The organism is Nocardia sp. NPDC058633 (genome assembly GCF_042717045.1).
Classification (GTDB): domain Bacteria; phylum Actinomycetota; class Actinomycetes; order Mycobacteriales; family Mycobacteriaceae; genus Nocardia.
The window spans coordinates 190503-205730 of the sequence record NZ_JBHXRA010000013.1; the positions used below are offsets into that span (position 1 = coordinate 190503).

Sequence of the window (15228 nt, forward strand, 5' to 3'; positions counted from 1 at the left end):
AGCAGATCAGCGCACAGGCGAGGAGATCAGGGACAGTTCCTGGATCGCGGTCGGCGCACCGAGAGTCAACTCCTGCACCGCAGTCGGAGCCGCGCAGCACCCACCCGCGGATTCTTCGGCCGGGGCGTCGAACAGCCCGGAACCGCCGCAGACACCGGTATCGGGCAAGGTGAGTTCGACTCGTTGCGCGGCTTCGTGGTCACCGGCGAGGGCGGCGACGATGGAGCGGACCTGCTCGAAGCCGGTCATCGCCAAGAACGTCGGCGCGCGGCCGTAGCTTTTCATTCCGGCCAGGAACACGCCTGGTTCGGGGTGGGACAGTTCCTTAACTCCGTGCGGGTAGACGGTGCCACAGGAGTGGGCGTTCGGGTCGATCAGCGGCGCCAGCTGGGTCGGCGCCTGCAAGGTTGCATCGAGATCGAGACGGACCTCCGAGAGCCACGACAGGTCCGGGCGGAACCCGGTCAACACGATGGCTTCATCGACGTCGGCGACAGGGTCACCTTCGGCTGGAATCAGCGTGAGCTGGCCGTTCTCTTGCTGTTCGACGGTCTCGGTGCGGAATCCAGTGACCACCGTGATGTGTCCGGCTTCGACGGCTGCTTGCGCGCGCAGTCCGAGTGCGCCGCGGGCGGGCAGTTCGTCGGCTTGCCCGCCGCCGAAGGTGGATCCGATCGCACCGCGACGCAGCAGCCAGGTGATGCGAGTGTCGGGGTGCTCGGCGGCCAACTCGGCGAGCACGATCAGCGCGGTGAGCGCGGAGTGGCCACTTCCGGCGACGACGACGTGGTGACCGGCGTGGCGGGCGGCGATGCCGGGGTCGGTGAGGTCGGGAACTTGGTAGGAGATGCGTTGTGCAGCAGCGGTCTCCCCGATCGCGAGCAGACCGTCACCGCCGAGTGGGTTCGGCGTGGTCCAAGTCCCCGACGTGTCGATCACCGCGCGAGCGGTGATCCGCTCCTCGCGGCCGCCGGCGGTGCGGATATGCACGGTCAGAGGTTCGGTATCGCGTCCCGCGTCTACGACGCGGTCGCGGCCACGGCGCGCCACACCGGTCACTTCGGTGTTGAACCGGGCCGCCTCGCCGAGTGCTTCGCCGAGCGGGCGCAGGTAGGTCCTGACCCATTCCGCGCCGGTCGGGTAGCCCTCGAGGTCGGGTTCGGTCCAGCCCGCAGCGTCGAGCAGCGGGCGCGCAGCCGGGGCGATCAGCTCGGCCCAGCGGGAGAACACCCGCACGTGATGCCACTGCGCGACAGCGGCACCGGCGTGCTCGCCGCGTTCGAGCAGCAGGAACGGCAGTTCGCGGCGGGTGAGTTCGGCGGCGGCGGCCAGACCGACCGGGCCAGCTCCGACGACAACAACGGGCAGGGCGTTCATCACGAACCTCTTTCATCGACATGGATCGATTAACTACGGCCGAGAGTATCGACTGGAGTCGATGAATGCAACCATCGATCTACGTCGATATACTGACGGCATGCCCATCGCCCTGCCCCAAGCCCAGGTCCTGCCTACCGGCGAGGCCACCACCTACGCCGAATGGTTCGCTTGCCTGGCCGAACCGGTACGAGTGCGTTTGCTTCACGCGGTGGCGACCACCCCGAAAGGGATCACAGTCGGCGCGCTGACCGAGATCCTGGGCACCAGCCAGTCCACGACCTCCCACCACGTCCGCAAACTCGCCGACGTCGGATTCGTGCGCCTGCACAAGGAGGGCACCGCCACCATCGTCACCGTCAACGAAGCCTGCTGCGCCGGGCTCCCGCACGCGGCCGACGCCGTGATGGGACTGCTCGCCCCGCGCCCGTGCTGCCCCGGCGACCTGCCGGTCGATGTCACCGTCCGAGCCGCGGAGTCCGGCGATTGGGCCGATGTGCGTCGCATCTACGGCGAGGGCATCGACACCGGGATCGCGACCTTCGAGACGGAGGTACCCACGCGCGCGTACCTCGACAAGCACTGGCTGTCCGAGCACCGGTGGGTTGCCGAGATCGACGGACAGGTCGTCGGCTGGGCCGCCGCAGGTGCGGTGTCGAGCCGTGAGTGCTATTCCGGTGTCGCCGAGACCTCGGTCTACGTCGCGGACTCGCATCGCGGTCGCGGTGTCGGCAAGGCTCTGCTGCACAAGCAGGTCCTCGCCGCCGACGACGACGGCTTGTGGACGTTGCAGACCTCGATCTTCACCGACAACCGCGCCTCCCTGGCCCTGCATCACAGCGCCGGGTACCGCACCGTCGGCGTGCGCGAACGCATCGCCCAGCGCGACGGCGTCTGGCGCGACACGGTCCTGCTCGAACGCCGCTCGCCGATCCGGTAACCACGCACCTCGCGATGTTCACCGGGCGTTTGCTTGCACATTGATTCGATGTACGTCAATATCGAGGAATGTCTAAGTCGGAGCTGAACCTGACACCGGTCGCGGCCTGTGCCGCGGAACCGGTCGTCCGCGATCCCTTGACCCCTCCGGAGGCGGTCGAACTCGCCGCCGTGTTCAAGGCGCTCGCGGATCCGGTGCGCCTTCGACTGTTCTCGCTGGTCGCTAGCCGAGCGGGCGGTGAGGCGTGCGTGTGTGATATCTCCGACGGTGTCGAGGTCAGCCAGCCGACCATCTCGCACCACCTCAAGGTGCTGCGCGAAGCCGGGCTGCTCACCAGTGAGCGCCGCGCCTCATGGGTGTACTACCGCGTCGTACCCGAAGCATTCGCCCGCGTCGCGAGCGCCCTGATCACCGAGAGCGTGCACGCATGAGCGCGACCACCACGACCGAGCACCCGCCCGTCGTCGGCAAGCTGTCGACCCTCGACCGGTTCCTGCCGCTGTGGATCGGTGCGGCGATGCTGGCCGGAATCCTTCTGGGGCGCATGATCCCCGGCCTCGGTGACGCGCTCGGCGCGATCGAGATCGACGGTGTTTCGCTGCCGATCGCGATCGGCCTGCTGATCATGATGTACCCGGTGCTGGCCAAGGTCCGCTACGACCGCCTCGACTCCGTCACCGGCGACCGCAGACTCCTGATCGGCTCGCTGGCGCTGAACTGGATCCTCGGACCGGCGCTGATGTTCGCGCTGGCCTGGCTGTTCTTGCCCGACCTGCCCGAGTACCGCACCGGCTTGATCATTGTCGGCTTGGCGCGCTGCATCGCGATGGTCATCATCTGGAACGACCTGGCCTGCGGTGACCGCGAAGCCGCCGCGGTACTCGTCGCGCTCAACTCGGTGTTCCAGGTCTTCATGTTCGCCGTGCTCGGCTGGTTCTATCTGTCGATCCTGCCCGGCTGGCTCGGCCTCGAACAAACCCACATCGACACCTCGCCATGGCAGATCGCCAAATCGGTGCTGATCTTCCTCGGCATTCCGCTCGTCGCTGGGTACCTGACGCGTCGCTTCGGCGAACGGGCCAAGGGCCGCGAGTGGTACGAGTCGAAGTTCCTGCCCAAGATCGGGCCCTGGGCGCTCTACGGCCTGCTGTTCACCATCGTGATCCTGTTCGCCCTGCAGGGCAAGCAGATCACCTCCCACCCGCTCGACGTCGTACGGATCGCACTGCCGCTGCTGGTGTATTTCGCCCTGATGTGGGGTGGCGGCTACGCACTCGGCGCGGTCATGGGCCTGGGCTACGCGCGCACCACGACCCTGGCGTTCACCGCGGCGGGCAACAACTTCGAGCTCGCGATCGCCGTCGCGATCGCGACCTACGGCGCCACGTCCGGTGAAGCCCTCGCCGGTGTCGTCGGCCCGCTGATCGAAGTTCCGGTGCTGGTCGGCTTGGTCTACGTGTCGCTCGCGCTGCGAAAACGATTCGCCGAAGCCACCGCCTCCAACCCGGCCGTCACCGGGGACGTCAAGTGAGCGACAAGCCCTCGGTGCTGTTCGTCTGCGTCAAGAACGGCGGCAAGTCGCAGATGGCGGCCGGGCTGATGCGCCAGCTGGCCGGTGACCGAGTCCAGGCGTACTCGGCGGGAACCCGCCCCGGCACCGCGTTGAACGAGCTGTCGGTGGCCTCGCTCGAAGAGCTGGGTATCGACCTTGCCGGCGAGTCGCCCAAACCCATCGACCCCGACCTGCTGCGCACTGTCGACCTGGTGGTCACCCTCGGTCGCGAAGCCCAGGTCGAACCCGCCCCCGGCGTGCGAATCATCAACTGGGACACCGACGAACCCTCCGAACGCGGCATCGACGGCATCGAACGCATGCGCCTGGTGCGCGACGACATCCGCGATCACGTGCAACACCTGCTTTCCGAACTCGACACCTGAATATCCATCGGACCCGACCAAGGGACATTTGTCATGGCTGACAGCCCGGTAGACCACGCCCACACTCTCCGCGACACCCTCACCCTCGATCAGAAGCACGCCATGAAAACGGCCGCGACCCGGCTACAGCGCGACTTCGAATCGACCTTCGGCATCGAGACGATCGAACGGTTCCTGTACTCCTCCTACGACCAGTTCGCCGGTCGCGCGACCGTGGTGAACTTTCTGCCGCTGCTCGCCGAGCGGTTCGCTCGACAGCGCCTGATCGCGTTGGCTCGCGTCGAGGGCAAGGCCAACACCGGCAAGCCGACCGTGCTGTTCCTGTGCACCCACAACGCCGGACGTTCGCAGATGGCACTCGGGTTCTTTACCCATCTGGCCGGTGACAACGCGGTGGCCTGGTCGGGTGGTTCCGAGCCCGGCGACGAGATCAACCCCGCCGCCGTGGCCGCGATGGCCGAGGTCGGCATCGACATCACCAACGAGTTCCCCAAGCCGTGGACCGAGGAGATCCTGCAGGCCGCTGACGTCATCATCACGATGGGTTGCGGTGACGCCTGCCCGCTCTACCCGGGACGCCGCTACGAGGAATGGCAGCTCGAAGACCCCGCCGGTCACGACGTCGCCGCGGTGCGTCCGATCCGCGACGACATCGAGACCCGCGTCCGGCATCTGCTCGCCGAACTCGACATCCTCACCCACTGACTCACTCCCTGACCGAAAGGCATTGCAACCCATGTCGACCAAGCCCAGCGTGCTCTTCGTCTGCGTCCACAACGCCGGACGTTCCCAGATGGCCCAAGGGTTCCTGACCCATCTCGCAGGCGACGCCATCGAGGTCCGTTCCGCTGGTAGCGCACCTGGCAACTCGCTCAACCCGGCTGCGGTCGAGGCGATGGCTGAGCTCGGTATCGACATCACTGCCCAAACGCCGAAGATTCTCACCCCTGACGCGGTGGAGACGTCCTCGGTGGTGATCACCATGGGCTGTGGCGACGCGTGCCCGTATTTCCCCGGTGTCGACTACCGCGACTGGAAGCTCGAAGATCCCGCGGGCAAGGGCGTGGAGTCGGTGCGGCCGATCCGCGACGAGATCAAGCAGCGCATCGAGGAACTGATCGCCGAACTGCTCCCCGCCCGCGCCTGAACCACCCACCCCGAGAAAGCGACATGTTGATGAGCAAGATCGAGGTATTCGAGCCCGCGCTGTGCTGCAACACCGGTGTGTGCGGACCCGATGTCGACCAAGCCCTGGTGAGTTTCTCCGCCGATCTGGACTGGCTGCGCAGCCAGGGCGCAGACATCAGCCGGTTCAACATGGCATCGGAGCCTGTGGCCTTCGCGGGTAACGACGCCGTCCGTAGTTTTCTCGAAGTCGCGGGCTCGCAAGGGCTTCCGCTCGTCCTGGTCGACGGTGTCACCGCGCTGACCGGCCGCTATCCGACGCGTGACGAGATCATCCTGTGGGCGGGCACCAGCCAGGTGAGCCCGCCGCAGGGTGTGGGTTTGCTCGATATAGCCGAGGACAGCTGTAGCGGACCCGGCTGCTGCTGATCACTGTGGAGACGCCTGCCTTCTTGACCGATGCCCCGCGCTTTGTGTTCTTCACCGGCAAAGGCGGGGTCGGCAAGACCTCGGTCGCCTGTGCGTCGGCGATCGCGCTCGCACGCGGCGGTGCCCGGGTGTTGCTGGTCAGCACCGATCCCGCCTCCAACGTCGGACATGTCTTCGACACAACCATCGGCGCGTCGGTCACCGCGATCCCTGCGGTGACCGGCCTGTCGGCGTTGGAGATCGATCCACACCAGGTCGCGGCCGCCTACCGCGAACGGATCATCGGACCGGTGCGCGGGCTGCTACCCGCCGCCGAGATCGACACCATCACCGAACAGTTGTCGGGCTCGTGCACCACCGAGATCGCCTCGTTCAACGAATTCACCGCGCTGCTCGACCCTGCAGCCACCCAGTTCGCGCAGTTCGATCACATCGTTTTCGACACCGCCCCGACCGGACACACGATCCGACTGCTGCAACTGCCGGGAGCGTGGACCGAATACCTGCAGGGCAGCGGCGATGCCTCCTGCCTCGGACCGCTGTCGGGACTGGACGCGCAACGCGAGACCTATGCCGCCGCAGTGCACGCTCTGACCGACCCAGCGCTCACGCGTCTGGTTCTTGTCACCCGCGCCCAAGGCGCGGCGTTACGCGAGGTCGCCCGAACCTACGACGAGCTGACCGATATCGGCGTCAAAGCCGGACACCTCATCATCAATGCTGTTCTGCCGCAGACGGATACACAGGACGATCTCGCCGCCGCGATCACCCGTCGCGAGAATACGGCGATCGCGGCGATGCCCGAATCGCTGGCCCAGTTGCCGTGCGACCGGATCGCCCTCAAGCCCGTCGAGATGGTCGGCGTGCAGGCACTCGGCATGCTCTTCGACTCCGCCGCAACGGTTTCCGAGCCCATTAACTGCGTTGAACCGCTCATCGAGCCTGCTCCGCTGGCGGCGCTGATCGATGAGCTGGCTCTCGATGACCATGGCCTGATCATGTGCATGGGCAAAGGCGGTGTCGGTAAGACGACCATCGCCGCCGCGATCGCGATCGCTTTGGCCGCCCGCGGCCACGACGTGCACCTGAGCACCACCGATCCCGCCGCGCACCTGACCGACACCCTCGGCGCAGGTCTTGCCACCATGCAGGTCTCACGCATCGACCCCGACGAGGCGACCGAGCAGTACCGGCAGCGGGTGCTGCGCACCCGCGGAGCCGATCTCGACGACCAGGGCCGCGCGGCACTCGCCGAAGACCTGCGCTCGCCCTGCACCGAAGAAGTCGCTGTCTTCCAAGCGTTTTCGCGTCTGGTACACGAGTCGCGGCGTCGCTTCGTGGTCGTCGACACCGCACCGACCGGCCACACTCTGCTGTTGCTCGATGCCACCGGCGCCTATCACCGCGAGATCAGTCGCAACCTCGGCGCTGATCGCAGTTTCACCACTCCGCTCATGCGGTTGCAGGACCCCGCGCAGACGAAGATCCTCGTCGTCACCTCCCCGGAATCGACACCCATCCTCGAATCCGTCGAACTCTGTGCGGATCTGGAACGCGCGTCCATCACCCCGTGGGCATGGGTCCTGAACAACTCCCTCGCCGCAGCCCACCCCACCGACGCGCTGTTGCACGCCCGTGCCGCCACCGAGGTAGCCCATATCGAGGCTGTCGCAACGCGATACAGCCGTCGTCATGCGATCGTCGCGATGCTCAGCTGCGAGCCGACAGGCGCCGATCAGCTGGCCGAGCTGTCCGGCGACGCCCCGGTCTCGGCAGGCGAATAGCCACACCAAACATCTCGGATCGAAATTTATCGATCCATAGGGTGTCGAGTCGCCGTCCGTTCATCTCACCGTCACATCGAAATATTTGGATTCAAGGGTCTCGAGATGAGGGATCCGGTGGCCTACACCGGATCCGGGCAATGACTGGAGGCCCCACCCATGATCAAGCGCACCCGCGTGCACCTGACCGCCGCAAGCGCTGTCGCGGCACTGACTTTGGCCCTGTCCGCGTGCGGTGCTGACCCGGAGGGTCCCGATTCGACCTCGACCTGATCACCAACCAGCCCTCCAAGATCGCACCCCAGACCTCCGGCGTAGCCTCGGCCCTGTACGGAACGTTGTGGGTGTGCGTGCTGACCGCGACGTTCGCACTACCCCTTGGAATCGCCGCCGCGGTGTACCTCGAGGAATACGCCGACCCGAACTCCCGATGGAATCGGTTGGTCGAGTTGAACATTCAAAACCTCGCGGCGGTGCCGACGGTCATCTACGGCATCCACACGCTGGCGTTCGTAGTGCGCGGTCCCTTCGCGATCGGCGGTGTCGTGTTGGCCGGAGCGATCGCCTTGGCACCGTTGATCCTGCCGGTCGTCATCATCACCACCCGCGAAGCACTGCGTGCGGTTCCGCGCGAAATCCGCGACGGCTCCTTGGCATTGGGCGCCACGCTGTGGCAGACCACATGGAAGCAGACCCTGCCCTCGGCGATTCCCGGCATCGCCACCGGATCGATCCTGGCGCTGTCGCGAGCGATCGGTGAAGCGGCCCCGCTGATCCTGGTCGGTGCGACGACCTTCGTCACCTTCAACCCGGATGGGGTCTTCGACCGATACACCACCTTGCCCGTGCAGATCTACAACCTCGTCCCGCAGGACCGCCAGGCTTTCCGCGATCTGGCCTATGCCGCGATCCTGCTGCTGCTCATCGTCTTGCTGGCCATGAACGCTGTCGCGATCTGGCTGCGTAACCGCTACCAGCGCCAGTGGTGACCCCGTCATGAAGGAGAAGTCCATGACCACAGCCGATTCCCACCTCACCGCAGGCAGCGGCCGACCATCCACGCGCATCAAGATCGAAGCGAGTCAACCGTTGCCCGCGGTGGCCGGGCAACCCGACGGCGTGATCAGCCTGCGCGACCTCGCGGTCTACTACAAAGACTTCCGGGCGGTCTCGGATGTGACCATGTCGTTCAGCACTAAAGAGATCACCGCGCTGATCGGACCGTCGGGCTGCGGAAAGTCCACCGTGCTGCGTTGCCTGAACCGGATGAACGACCTCGTCCCCGGAGCCAGGGTCGAAGGCCGTGTCGCCTACCACGGCGCCGACATTTACGGACCCGGTGTCGATGTCATCGAGGTCCGCCGCCGCATCGGGATGGTGTTCCAGAAGGCCAATCCGTTCCCGAAATCGATCTACGACAACGTCGCCTACGGCCCCCGCGTGACGGGCATGCAGATCGAGAGCATGGACGAACTCATCGAACAGGCACTGCGCGGGGCGGCGCTCTGGGACGAAGTCAAGGACAAGCTCAAGGAGAACGCGTTCGGTCTGTCCGGCGGCCAACAGCAACGCCTGTGCATCGCCCGCGCGATCGCCACCTCCCCGGAGGTGATCTTGATGGACGAGCCGTGCTCGGCACTCGACCCGATCGCCACCGGCAAGATCGAAGACCTGATGACCGAGCTCGCTTCGGAGTTCACGATCATCATCGTCACCCACAACATGCAGCAGGCCGCCCGAGTCTCCCAGCGCACCGCGTTCTTCACCGCGGCCGCCGACGACAAGGGTCAGCGCACCGGCGCGCTGGTCGAATACGCACCCACCGAGCAGATCTTCGGTAATCCCGTCGACCCGCGAACCGAGGACTACATCAGTGGCCGGTTCGGCTGAGATGCCGGACCCGCTCACCGAGGCGTGGGAATTGGGCTACTCGCAGTTCCATGCCCGTCGCCGCGCCTGCGTCACCGGTGCCATCCGTGACCGGATGACCCTGTTGGTCGTCGACGAGGAAGACATCGCCCGAACCCTCGGTGTGGAACTGGCTGGGCAACCGGTCGAAATACGGGTGTGCAGCGACCCGGCACAGGCTCTGCTCGTTCTCGGACGGACTTGTCCGGACGCGGTGTTGCTCGGACCAGCGGTCGGGCGGCTGTCGGCAATCGATTTCCTCGAGATCTTGCGGGCGGAGGAACCCGGCATCCCGGTACTCGTGGCCGCAGGCTCGGGCGACGGCGCGTTCGCCGCCCGAGCCTCCGAGCACGGCGTGACCGCGGTCATACCCAGGCCCTACCGCAGCCGAGAGCTACTGGCGATCCTGCAGTCCCTCGCGGTCGCCTCGGAGCCACTCGCGATCCACCCCATGGTGATCGACCTGGGCAGACTGCGTATCGACGGCGCCGCCCCGCGGATCTGGCTCGACGGTGAGCAGATCATGCTGCCCCCACGGGAATTCCTGCTGCTGCGCTACCTCGCCGAACGCAAAGGCTCGGTCATACCGCGCAAGGATCTGGTCCGCGCGTTATGGGGCGACCAACCGGTATCGAGTAACAGCCTGACCGTGCACGTACTGCGATTGCGACGACGCCTCGGTGACGACGAACACAACCCCCAATGGATCCGGGCAATCCGTCGACTGGGCTACCAGTTCGACGTGCCGCCACGTTCACCGAACGTTCACCGCACATGGGCACGATGTCACCATGGCAGCGTCACCGAAGGACACCGAACAGCACAGCGACATCGCGGTCGCGACCGTTACCGGTCACGAACCCGCCGTCGCCGCTCGCCTGTTCAAGGCCCTCGGCGACCCCATCCGCGTCAAACTCCTCATCCTGGTGCGCCAGTCCGGCGGCGGCGAAGCATGCTTCTGCGACCTAGCCGAGGAATTCGACTTCGCGCAGTCCACGCTCAGCCATCACCTGCGGATTCTCGTCGACGCAGGGGTGCTCTCGCGGACCCGCCGGGGGCGGTGGAGTTGGTACCGCGTCGAGCACGAAGCTCTCGACGAGATGGAGCTGATTCTGCGCGCCGGTGGTCCATTGCGTGCGAGCCCGGGCAGCAACTGTGGCTCCTGACTCCGTCAGCGTCTTGTCCATCTGAGGTTCACCAGCCGTTCCTTGATCACCGGGTCGACACCCCGCAGGATCGAAATATGTCGATCCAGCCCGCTCGTCGAGCCGTGCCTATCGGTGCGGCCGGGAGGCTCGGCATCGCCATGGCAATCGAGTTCGCCGGCACCGCTCTGCTGGCGACACTGCTGTCGATGATCCAGGTGGCCACCGACGCGTCTCGACACTCCGGTAGCAGCGAATCGGTGACAGCAGCAGTGTCGGTGAGCGTGCTCGCCGCCTGCGGCGCCCTGCTTGCTCTCGCCCACGGTGCGCACCTCAATCCCCTTCTCACACTTGCTGCTTGGTTCGACGGCCGCCGTTTCCGCCACGACGGCCGAATAGTTTTCGCCTACTTCGCGGCGCAGGGCACAGGCGCGTTCGTCGCCGTGACCGTGATCGATCTGGTGATCGACGGGCGCCAGCTTCCCGCTGTCGACACCCCGGCGACGGCGTGGCTGGTCGGCACCGAATTCGTCTGCGCCACCGGACTGGTCGCGCTGTTCCTGATCTTCGCCACTGCACGGCGCGGTTCATCCATCGCCGCAGCATTGGGTGGGTACCTCGACGTCATCACCGTGGTCGGCTGGTCGTATTCGTTCGCCAACCCGGCGCTTGTTCTCGCAACCCTGCGGCACACATCCTGGGAAGACGGCACCACCGATACCGCCGTTGTCGTACTTGCCGCCCTTTTCGGGGGCGGGTTCATCGGTGCCCAATTCTTCGCCGCCGAAAAGAGCGGAGGTGTGAATCTTCGGCCGAGAAAATCGATAAATATCCATCACTGAGAACCCATTCTCCAACGTAAACTACGACGGCGATCAATCGCCTGCCGCGCCGCGAAACTGTCGCTCCAGCCCAGGCCTGACAGTAGGTTCTACCTGCCTAAATGCAATTTTATGAGGGTTGCCTAATTGGATTGAAATTCACTTTCCGGACTCTTTTCGATCCATTTCTGCCTCTACCGTCCCGAATACCACTCTATTTCGGGAGATTTCGTGAACCTCAAACCACTCGCCCTGTTCGTGAAGCACGACGGTCAGTCGTCGCGCACTTCCATGACGTGCCAGTACAAATGCGGCAACGCGTGCTTCCATGAGGTCTCCAACACCTCCGACGGCGCGTACTTCGGCGACATCGTCTCGGCGCTCTCCCGCCGTGGCGTGCTCAAGGGCGGCGCTGCCGCGGTTCTCGCTGTCGGTGCGGGCAGCGTCCTGGCCGCTTGTGGCGACGACGCTCCGGCCGATCCGGCCGCCAATCCCGCGGGCTCCCCGGGAACCGGCACCGAGTTCACTGCGATCGCGCCCAACACTCGCGACGAGGTCGTGATTCCCGACGGGTACGAACAGCAGGTCGTTATCCGTTGGGGCGACCCGCTTTTCGCTGATTCACCGAAGTTCGATTTCGACAACCAGACCGCGGCCGCCCAGGCCAAGCAGTTCGGCTTCAACGCCGACTACGCCGCACTGCTACCGGTCGAGGGCGCACCGAACAAGTACGTGCTGGTCGTCAGCCACGAGTACACCACCGAGCCGATGATGTTCCGCGGGTTCACTCCCGACACCGTCACCCAGGCGCAGTACGAAATCGCTTTGGCTGCACACGGTTTGACTGTGGTAGAGGTGCAAGGCGAAGCCGGGACCGGCAAGCTCACCACGGGCTTCGGCAAGTACAACCGACGCATCACCGCCACCACCGAGATCGGGTTCACCGGCCCCGCCGCGGGCAGCGACCTGCTCAAGACCTCCGTAGACGCGACGGGGACAAAGGTTCTCGGCACACTGAACAACTGCGGTGGCGGTGTCACCCCGTGGGGCACCGTGCTCTCGGGCGAGGAGAACTTCAACGGCTACTTCGCCGGTGAAGCCGCCGACCCGGCGGTCGCGGCACGCCACAAGCGTTACGGTGTCGGCAAGGTCGACATCCCACGCCACTGGGAGCGTTTCGACAAGCGTTTCGACGTCGCGCAGGAGCCCAACGAGGCCAACCGATTCGGTTGGACCCTCGAGATCGATCCCTTCGATGCTTCGTCCACCCCGGTCAAGCACACCGCGCTGGGTCGGTTCAAGCACGAAAGCGCCGAAATCTATGTCACTAGCGACGGCACGGTTGTGCTGTACATGGGTGACGACGAGCGCTTCGAGTACATGTACAAGTTCGTGTCCTCGAAGAAGGTCCAGTCCGGCACCGGTGCCGCGGCCCGCCGCCACAACATGACCATCCTGTCCGAGGGCACCCTCTACGTCGCCAAAGTCACCGGCGACCACCCCGACAAGATCGACGGCACCGGAAAAGTCCCCTCCGACAAGGGATTCACCGGCACCGGCCAGTGGCTCCCGCTGCTCGAAGCCCGCGCCGACGGCCAGAGCAAGTCCCTCGTCGACGGCATGAGCGCCGCCGAAGTCGCCGTATTCACCCGGATCGCCGCCGACAAAGCCGGCGCCACCAAGATGGACCGCCCCGAAGACATCCAGCCCAACCCCAAGACCGGCAAGGTCTACGTCGCGCTGACCAACAACACCAACCGCGGCAAGGAAGGCTTCGCCGGTCCCGACGAAGCCAACCCGCGCAACCAGAACAAGAACGGCCAGATCCTCGAGATCACCGACGACCACAAGGGCACCAGCTTCACTTGGACCCTGCTGCTGGTCTGCGGCGACCCCACCGCCGCCGACACCTATTTCGCCGGATTCGACAAGACCAAGGTCAGCCCGATCTCCTGCCCCGACAACGTCGCCTTCGACCCCTACGGCAACCTGTGGATCTCCACCGACGGCAACGCGCTCAAGTCCAATGACGGCCTGTTCTCCGTCGTCCTCGACGGCCCCAACCGTGGTGAGACCAAGCAGTTCTTGACTGTGCCGATCGGCGCCGAGACCTGCGGCCCGATCATCGAGGAGAACCGAGTCGTGGTCTGCGTGCAGCACCCCGGTGAGTCCGACACCGCCACCCCCGACAAGCCGGTCTCCCACTGGCCCGAGGGCGGCACCGCACAGCCCCGCGCGTCGGTCGTGGTCGTCTGGAAGAAGAACGGCGGCCGCATCGGTCGATAGCCCGCTGGTTGTCCCGGCCGATTGTGGCCGGGATAGCTGGGGGCCAATCGGGCCCGTGCGGACGGCGACACTGCCCAAAGCCCCCACGTGGCCGTTGGCGGTGTCCCATATTGCGTCCCGATCAACGGCGCGATCGCGGGCAGCGGCACCGGAGGCGATACCTTCGAGCTTTCGGCCCACACAAATCAGGGCAGCAAAATGCCTAACACCTCGCCTGACCACTGATTATCGGCGTGGAACACGTAGCGCTCTCTCTGCGCTGGATCCCAAATCTTGCAGCTGATCAGGCTGCGGGAAATTTCGGGGTTGCATCCTGTACCTAGGTACAGGCTTACCGTCGATTCATGACGATCTCACCAGCTCAGAGCGACTGGGTACCGCACGCGTGCACCCTGCCGACCGTGGAACAACCGATCCGAGTCGCCGAGTTCGACCGGTTCTTCGCCGAGTCGGTGCACAGCACGACCCGGCCAACCCCGACACGGCTGGACCTGGTCCTGGCCGCCGGCGCCGAAGCTGTCGGCCGGGATCTGGCGGCGCGAGAATCGAGCTGCTGCTCGTTCTTCACCTTCGACTTCGACGCCACCGACACCGGCCCGGTGATGCAGGTCGGCGTTCCGGCGACCTATGTCGAGGTACTCGATGCGTTCAGCGCTCGCGTTGCGGCCGCGATCGGTGCCCGGTGATGACTACCGGACTTCGCACCAGCGAGCTCGCCGCGGCCGCGGGGGTGAACACGCAGACCCTGCGCTACTACGAACGTCGTGGACTGCTGGCCGAACCCGACCGCTCCCCGGGCGGGCACCGCCTCTACTCCGGGCAAGCCGTCACCGTGTTGCGGGTGATCAAGGCAGCCCAGCGACTCGGGTTCACTCTCGACGAGGTCGCTGACCTGCTCGCAGCCACCCAGTTCGGCTCACGGCGGCGCGCCGCTGCCGGATTGCAGGCCCGCGCGGCGGCGAAACTGGCCGAGGTCGACGCGAAACTGGCCGAGCTGACCGCGGTGCGCGATACTCTGCGCGCGGCGCTGGCGGCGGGCTGCGACGACCTGGTGTTATGTAGCGAGATCCCTACCTGCCCAGTCTCTTTCGACGACAGCGCCCGTGCCACCAGTACCGGAGGTGGTGGCTGTGGCTGTGGCTGTGGCTGTTGAGGACACGAAGACGCGGCGCTGGTGGGCACCGATCGGCGCGGGCGCGCTGCTCTGCGTCGGGTGCTGCCTGGCGCCTATTCTGATCGCGGCCGGGGTCCTCGGCGGCGGCACCGTTCTGGTGAGCCTGTCGTGGCTGGAACCACTCGGCTTCGCGCTGATCGGGATCGGTGTCGTCGGGCTGATCCGGTCACGCACCAAGGCCCGACGCAGCCGATGCCGCTCGACCGGCACCGGCGACAGCGCTACCGGATCGAGGTGCGCGAGTACAGGGTGCGGTTGCGCCACCACGGTCACTACACTGTGAAACCCGACATTTAGGCTC

16 protein-coding genes and 2 pseudogenes are annotated in these 15228 nt (G+C 65.8%); 17 read left to right on the plus strand and 1 reads right to left on the minus strand.

Annotation, left to right across the window (positions count from 1 at the left end; all coding sequences use genetic code 11):
- Positions 1–6 precede the first annotated feature (6 nt).
- Positions 7–1377, minus strand: coding sequence for an NAD(P)-binding domain-containing protein (locus ACFWUR_RS19100; protein ID WP_378908487.1), 1371 nt, complete (start codon positions 1375–1377; stop codon positions 7–9).
- A 100-nt stretch (positions 1378–1477) separates the two neighbouring features.
- Here ACFWUR_RS19100 and ACFWUR_RS19105 point away from each other — a divergent pair, with 100 nt between their 5' ends.
- The 17 genes and pseudogenes from ACFWUR_RS19105 (at position 1478) to ACFWUR_RS19185 (ending at position 15210) form a co-directional block, all read left to right on the plus strand.
- Positions 1478–2317, plus strand: a complete 840-nt coding sequence (locus tag ACFWUR_RS19105; protein WP_378908488.1) for a helix-turn-helix domain-containing GNAT family N-acetyltransferase — start codon at positions 1478–1480, stop codon at positions 2315–2317.
- Between the two features lie 68 nt (positions 2318–2385).
- Positions 2386–2748, plus strand: coding sequence for an ArsR/SmtB family transcription factor (locus tag ACFWUR_RS19110; RefSeq protein WP_378908489.1), 363 nt, complete (start codon positions 2386–2388; stop codon positions 2746–2748).
- The gene (gene arsB / locus ACFWUR_RS19115; protein ID WP_378908490.1) at positions 2745–3848 is read left to right on the plus strand and encodes an ACR3 family arsenite efflux transporter; all 1104 of its coding nucleotides are present in this window, start codon (positions 2745–2747) and stop codon (positions 3846–3848) included. The genes ACFWUR_RS19110 and arsB overlap by 4 nt, the downstream gene beginning before the upstream one ends.
- 53 nt (positions 3849–3901) lie before the next feature.
- Positions 3902–4255 carry a low molecular weight phosphatase family protein gene (locus ACFWUR_RS19120; RefSeq protein ID WP_378908547.1) on the plus strand — a complete coding sequence of 118 codons (354 nt, stop codon included), beginning with the start codon at positions 3902–3904 and terminating at the stop codon, positions 4253–4255.
- 33 nt (positions 4256–4288) lie between these two features.
- Complete coding sequence (locus ACFWUR_RS19125; protein WP_378908491.1) at positions 4289–4960, plus strand: arsenate reductase ArsC; 672 nt, start codon at positions 4289–4291, stop codon at positions 4958–4960.
- A 31-nt stretch (positions 4961–4991) separates the two neighbouring features.
- A complete protein-coding gene (locus ACFWUR_RS19130) occupies positions 4992–5402 on the plus strand; it encodes an arsenate reductase ArsC (protein ID WP_378908492.1) in 411 nt (136 codons plus the stop codon).
- 29 nt (positions 5403–5431) lie between these two features.
- Positions 5432–5809 (plus strand): arsenite efflux transporter metallochaperone ArsD, encoded by a 378-nt coding sequence (gene arsD, locus ACFWUR_RS19135; protein WP_378908493.1) that lies wholly within the window; start codon positions 5432–5434, stop codon positions 5807–5809.
- A gap of 5 nt (positions 5810–5814) precedes the next feature.
- Positions 5815–7593, plus strand: coding sequence for an arsenical pump-driving ATPase (gene arsA, locus ACFWUR_RS19140; protein ID WP_378908494.1), 1779 nt, complete (start codon positions 5815–5817; stop codon positions 7591–7593).
- Positions 7594–7850: 257 nt separating this feature from the next.
- A pseudogene (pstA, locus tag ACFWUR_RS19145) lies at positions 7851–8582 on the plus strand (phosphate ABC transporter permease PstA); the annotation flags it as partial.
- A 22-nt stretch (positions 8583–8604) separates the two neighbouring features.
- A complete protein-coding gene (gene pstB / locus ACFWUR_RS19150) occupies positions 8605–9483 on the plus strand; it encodes a phosphate ABC transporter ATP-binding protein PstB (RefSeq protein ID WP_378908495.1) in 879 nt (292 codons plus the stop codon).
- Positions 9484–9577: 94 nt separating this feature from the next.
- Positions 9578–10228, plus strand: a pseudogene (locus ACFWUR_RS19155) (response regulator transcription factor); the annotation flags it as partial.
- Positions 10229–10292: 64 nt separating this feature from the next.
- A complete protein-coding gene (locus ACFWUR_RS19160) occupies positions 10293–10667 on the plus strand; it encodes an ArsR/SmtB family transcription factor (RefSeq protein ID WP_378908496.1) in 375 nt (124 codons plus the stop codon).
- 77 nt (positions 10668–10744) lie between these two features.
- Positions 10745–11488 carry an aquaporin gene (locus ACFWUR_RS19165; protein WP_378908548.1) on the plus strand — a complete coding sequence of 248 codons (744 nt, stop codon included), beginning with the start codon at positions 10745–10747 and terminating at the stop codon, positions 11486–11488.
- 210 nt (positions 11489–11698) lie between these two features.
- Positions 11699–13753, plus strand: a complete 2055-nt coding sequence (locus ACFWUR_RS19170) for a PhoX family protein (protein WP_378908497.1) — start codon at positions 11699–11701, stop codon at positions 13751–13753.
- 344 nt (positions 13754–14097) lie between these two features.
- The gene (locus ACFWUR_RS19175) at positions 14098–14439 is read left to right on the plus strand and encodes a hypothetical protein (RefSeq protein ID WP_378908498.1); all 342 of its coding nucleotides are present in this window, start codon (positions 14098–14100) and stop codon (positions 14437–14439) included.
- The gene (locus ACFWUR_RS19180) at positions 14439–14906 is read left to right on the plus strand and encodes a MerR family transcriptional regulator (protein ID WP_378908499.1); all 468 of its coding nucleotides are present in this window, start codon (positions 14439–14441) and stop codon (positions 14904–14906) included. Before ACFWUR_RS19175 ends, ACFWUR_RS19180 begins: the two co-directional genes overlap by 1 nt.
- On the plus strand, positions 14890–15210 hold the full coding sequence (locus ACFWUR_RS19185; protein ID WP_378908500.1) for a hypothetical protein: 321 nt from the start codon (positions 14890–14892) through the stop codon (positions 15208–15210). The genes ACFWUR_RS19180 and ACFWUR_RS19185 overlap by 17 nt, the downstream gene beginning before the upstream one ends.
- Positions 15211–15228: the final 18 nt, after the last annotated feature.

Excerpts from the sequence above, each read along its gene's own strand:
- ACFWUR_RS19180 (WP_378908499.1), top strand. The coding sequence starts at position 14,439 with ATGACTACCGGACTTCGCACCAGCGAGCTCGCCGCGGCCGCGGGGGTG.
- ACFWUR_RS19110 (WP_378908489.1), top strand. The coding sequence starts at position 2,386 with ATGTCTAAGTCGGAGCTGAACCTGACACCGGTCGCGGCCTGTGCCGCG.
- arsD (WP_378908493.1), top strand. The coding sequence starts at position 5,432 with ATGAGCAAGATCGAGGTATTCGAGCCCGCGCTGTGCTGCAACACCGGT.
- ACFWUR_RS19130 (WP_378908492.1), top strand. The coding sequence starts at position 4,992 with ATGTCGACCAAGCCCAGCGTGCTCTTCGTCTGCGTCCACAACGCCGGA.
- pstB (WP_378908495.1), top strand. The coding sequence starts at position 8,605 with ATGACCACAGCCGATTCCCACCTCACCGCAGGCAGCGGCCGACCATCC.
- ACFWUR_RS19165 (WP_378908548.1), top strand. The coding sequence starts at position 10,745 with ATGTCGATCCAGCCCGCTCGTCGAGCCGTGCCTATCGGTGCGGCCGGG.
- ACFWUR_RS19125 (WP_378908491.1), top strand. The coding sequence starts at position 4,289 with ATGGCTGACAGCCCGGTAGACCACGCCCACACTCTCCGCGACACCCTC.
- ACFWUR_RS19160 (WP_378908496.1), top strand. The coding sequence starts at position 10,293 with ATGGCAGCGTCACCGAAGGACACCGAACAGCACAGCGACATCGCGGTC.
- ACFWUR_RS19120 (WP_378908547.1), top strand. The coding sequence starts at position 3,902 with ATGGCGGCCGGGCTGATGCGCCAGCTGGCCGGTGACCGAGTCCAGGCG.
- ACFWUR_RS19100 (WP_378908487.1), bottom strand. The coding sequence starts at position 1,377 with ATGAACGCCCTGCCCGTTGTTGTCGTCGGAGCTGGCCCGGTCGGTCTG.
- ACFWUR_RS19105 (WP_378908488.1), top strand. The coding sequence starts at position 1,478 with ATGCCCATCGCCCTGCCCCAAGCCCAGGTCCTGCCTACCGGCGAGGCC.
- ACFWUR_RS19175 (WP_378908498.1), top strand. The coding sequence starts at position 14,098 with ATGACGATCTCACCAGCTCAGAGCGACTGGGTACCGCACGCGTGCACC.
- arsB (WP_378908490.1), top strand. The coding sequence starts at position 2,745 with ATGAGCGCGACCACCACGACCGAGCACCCGCCCGTCGTCGGCAAGCTG.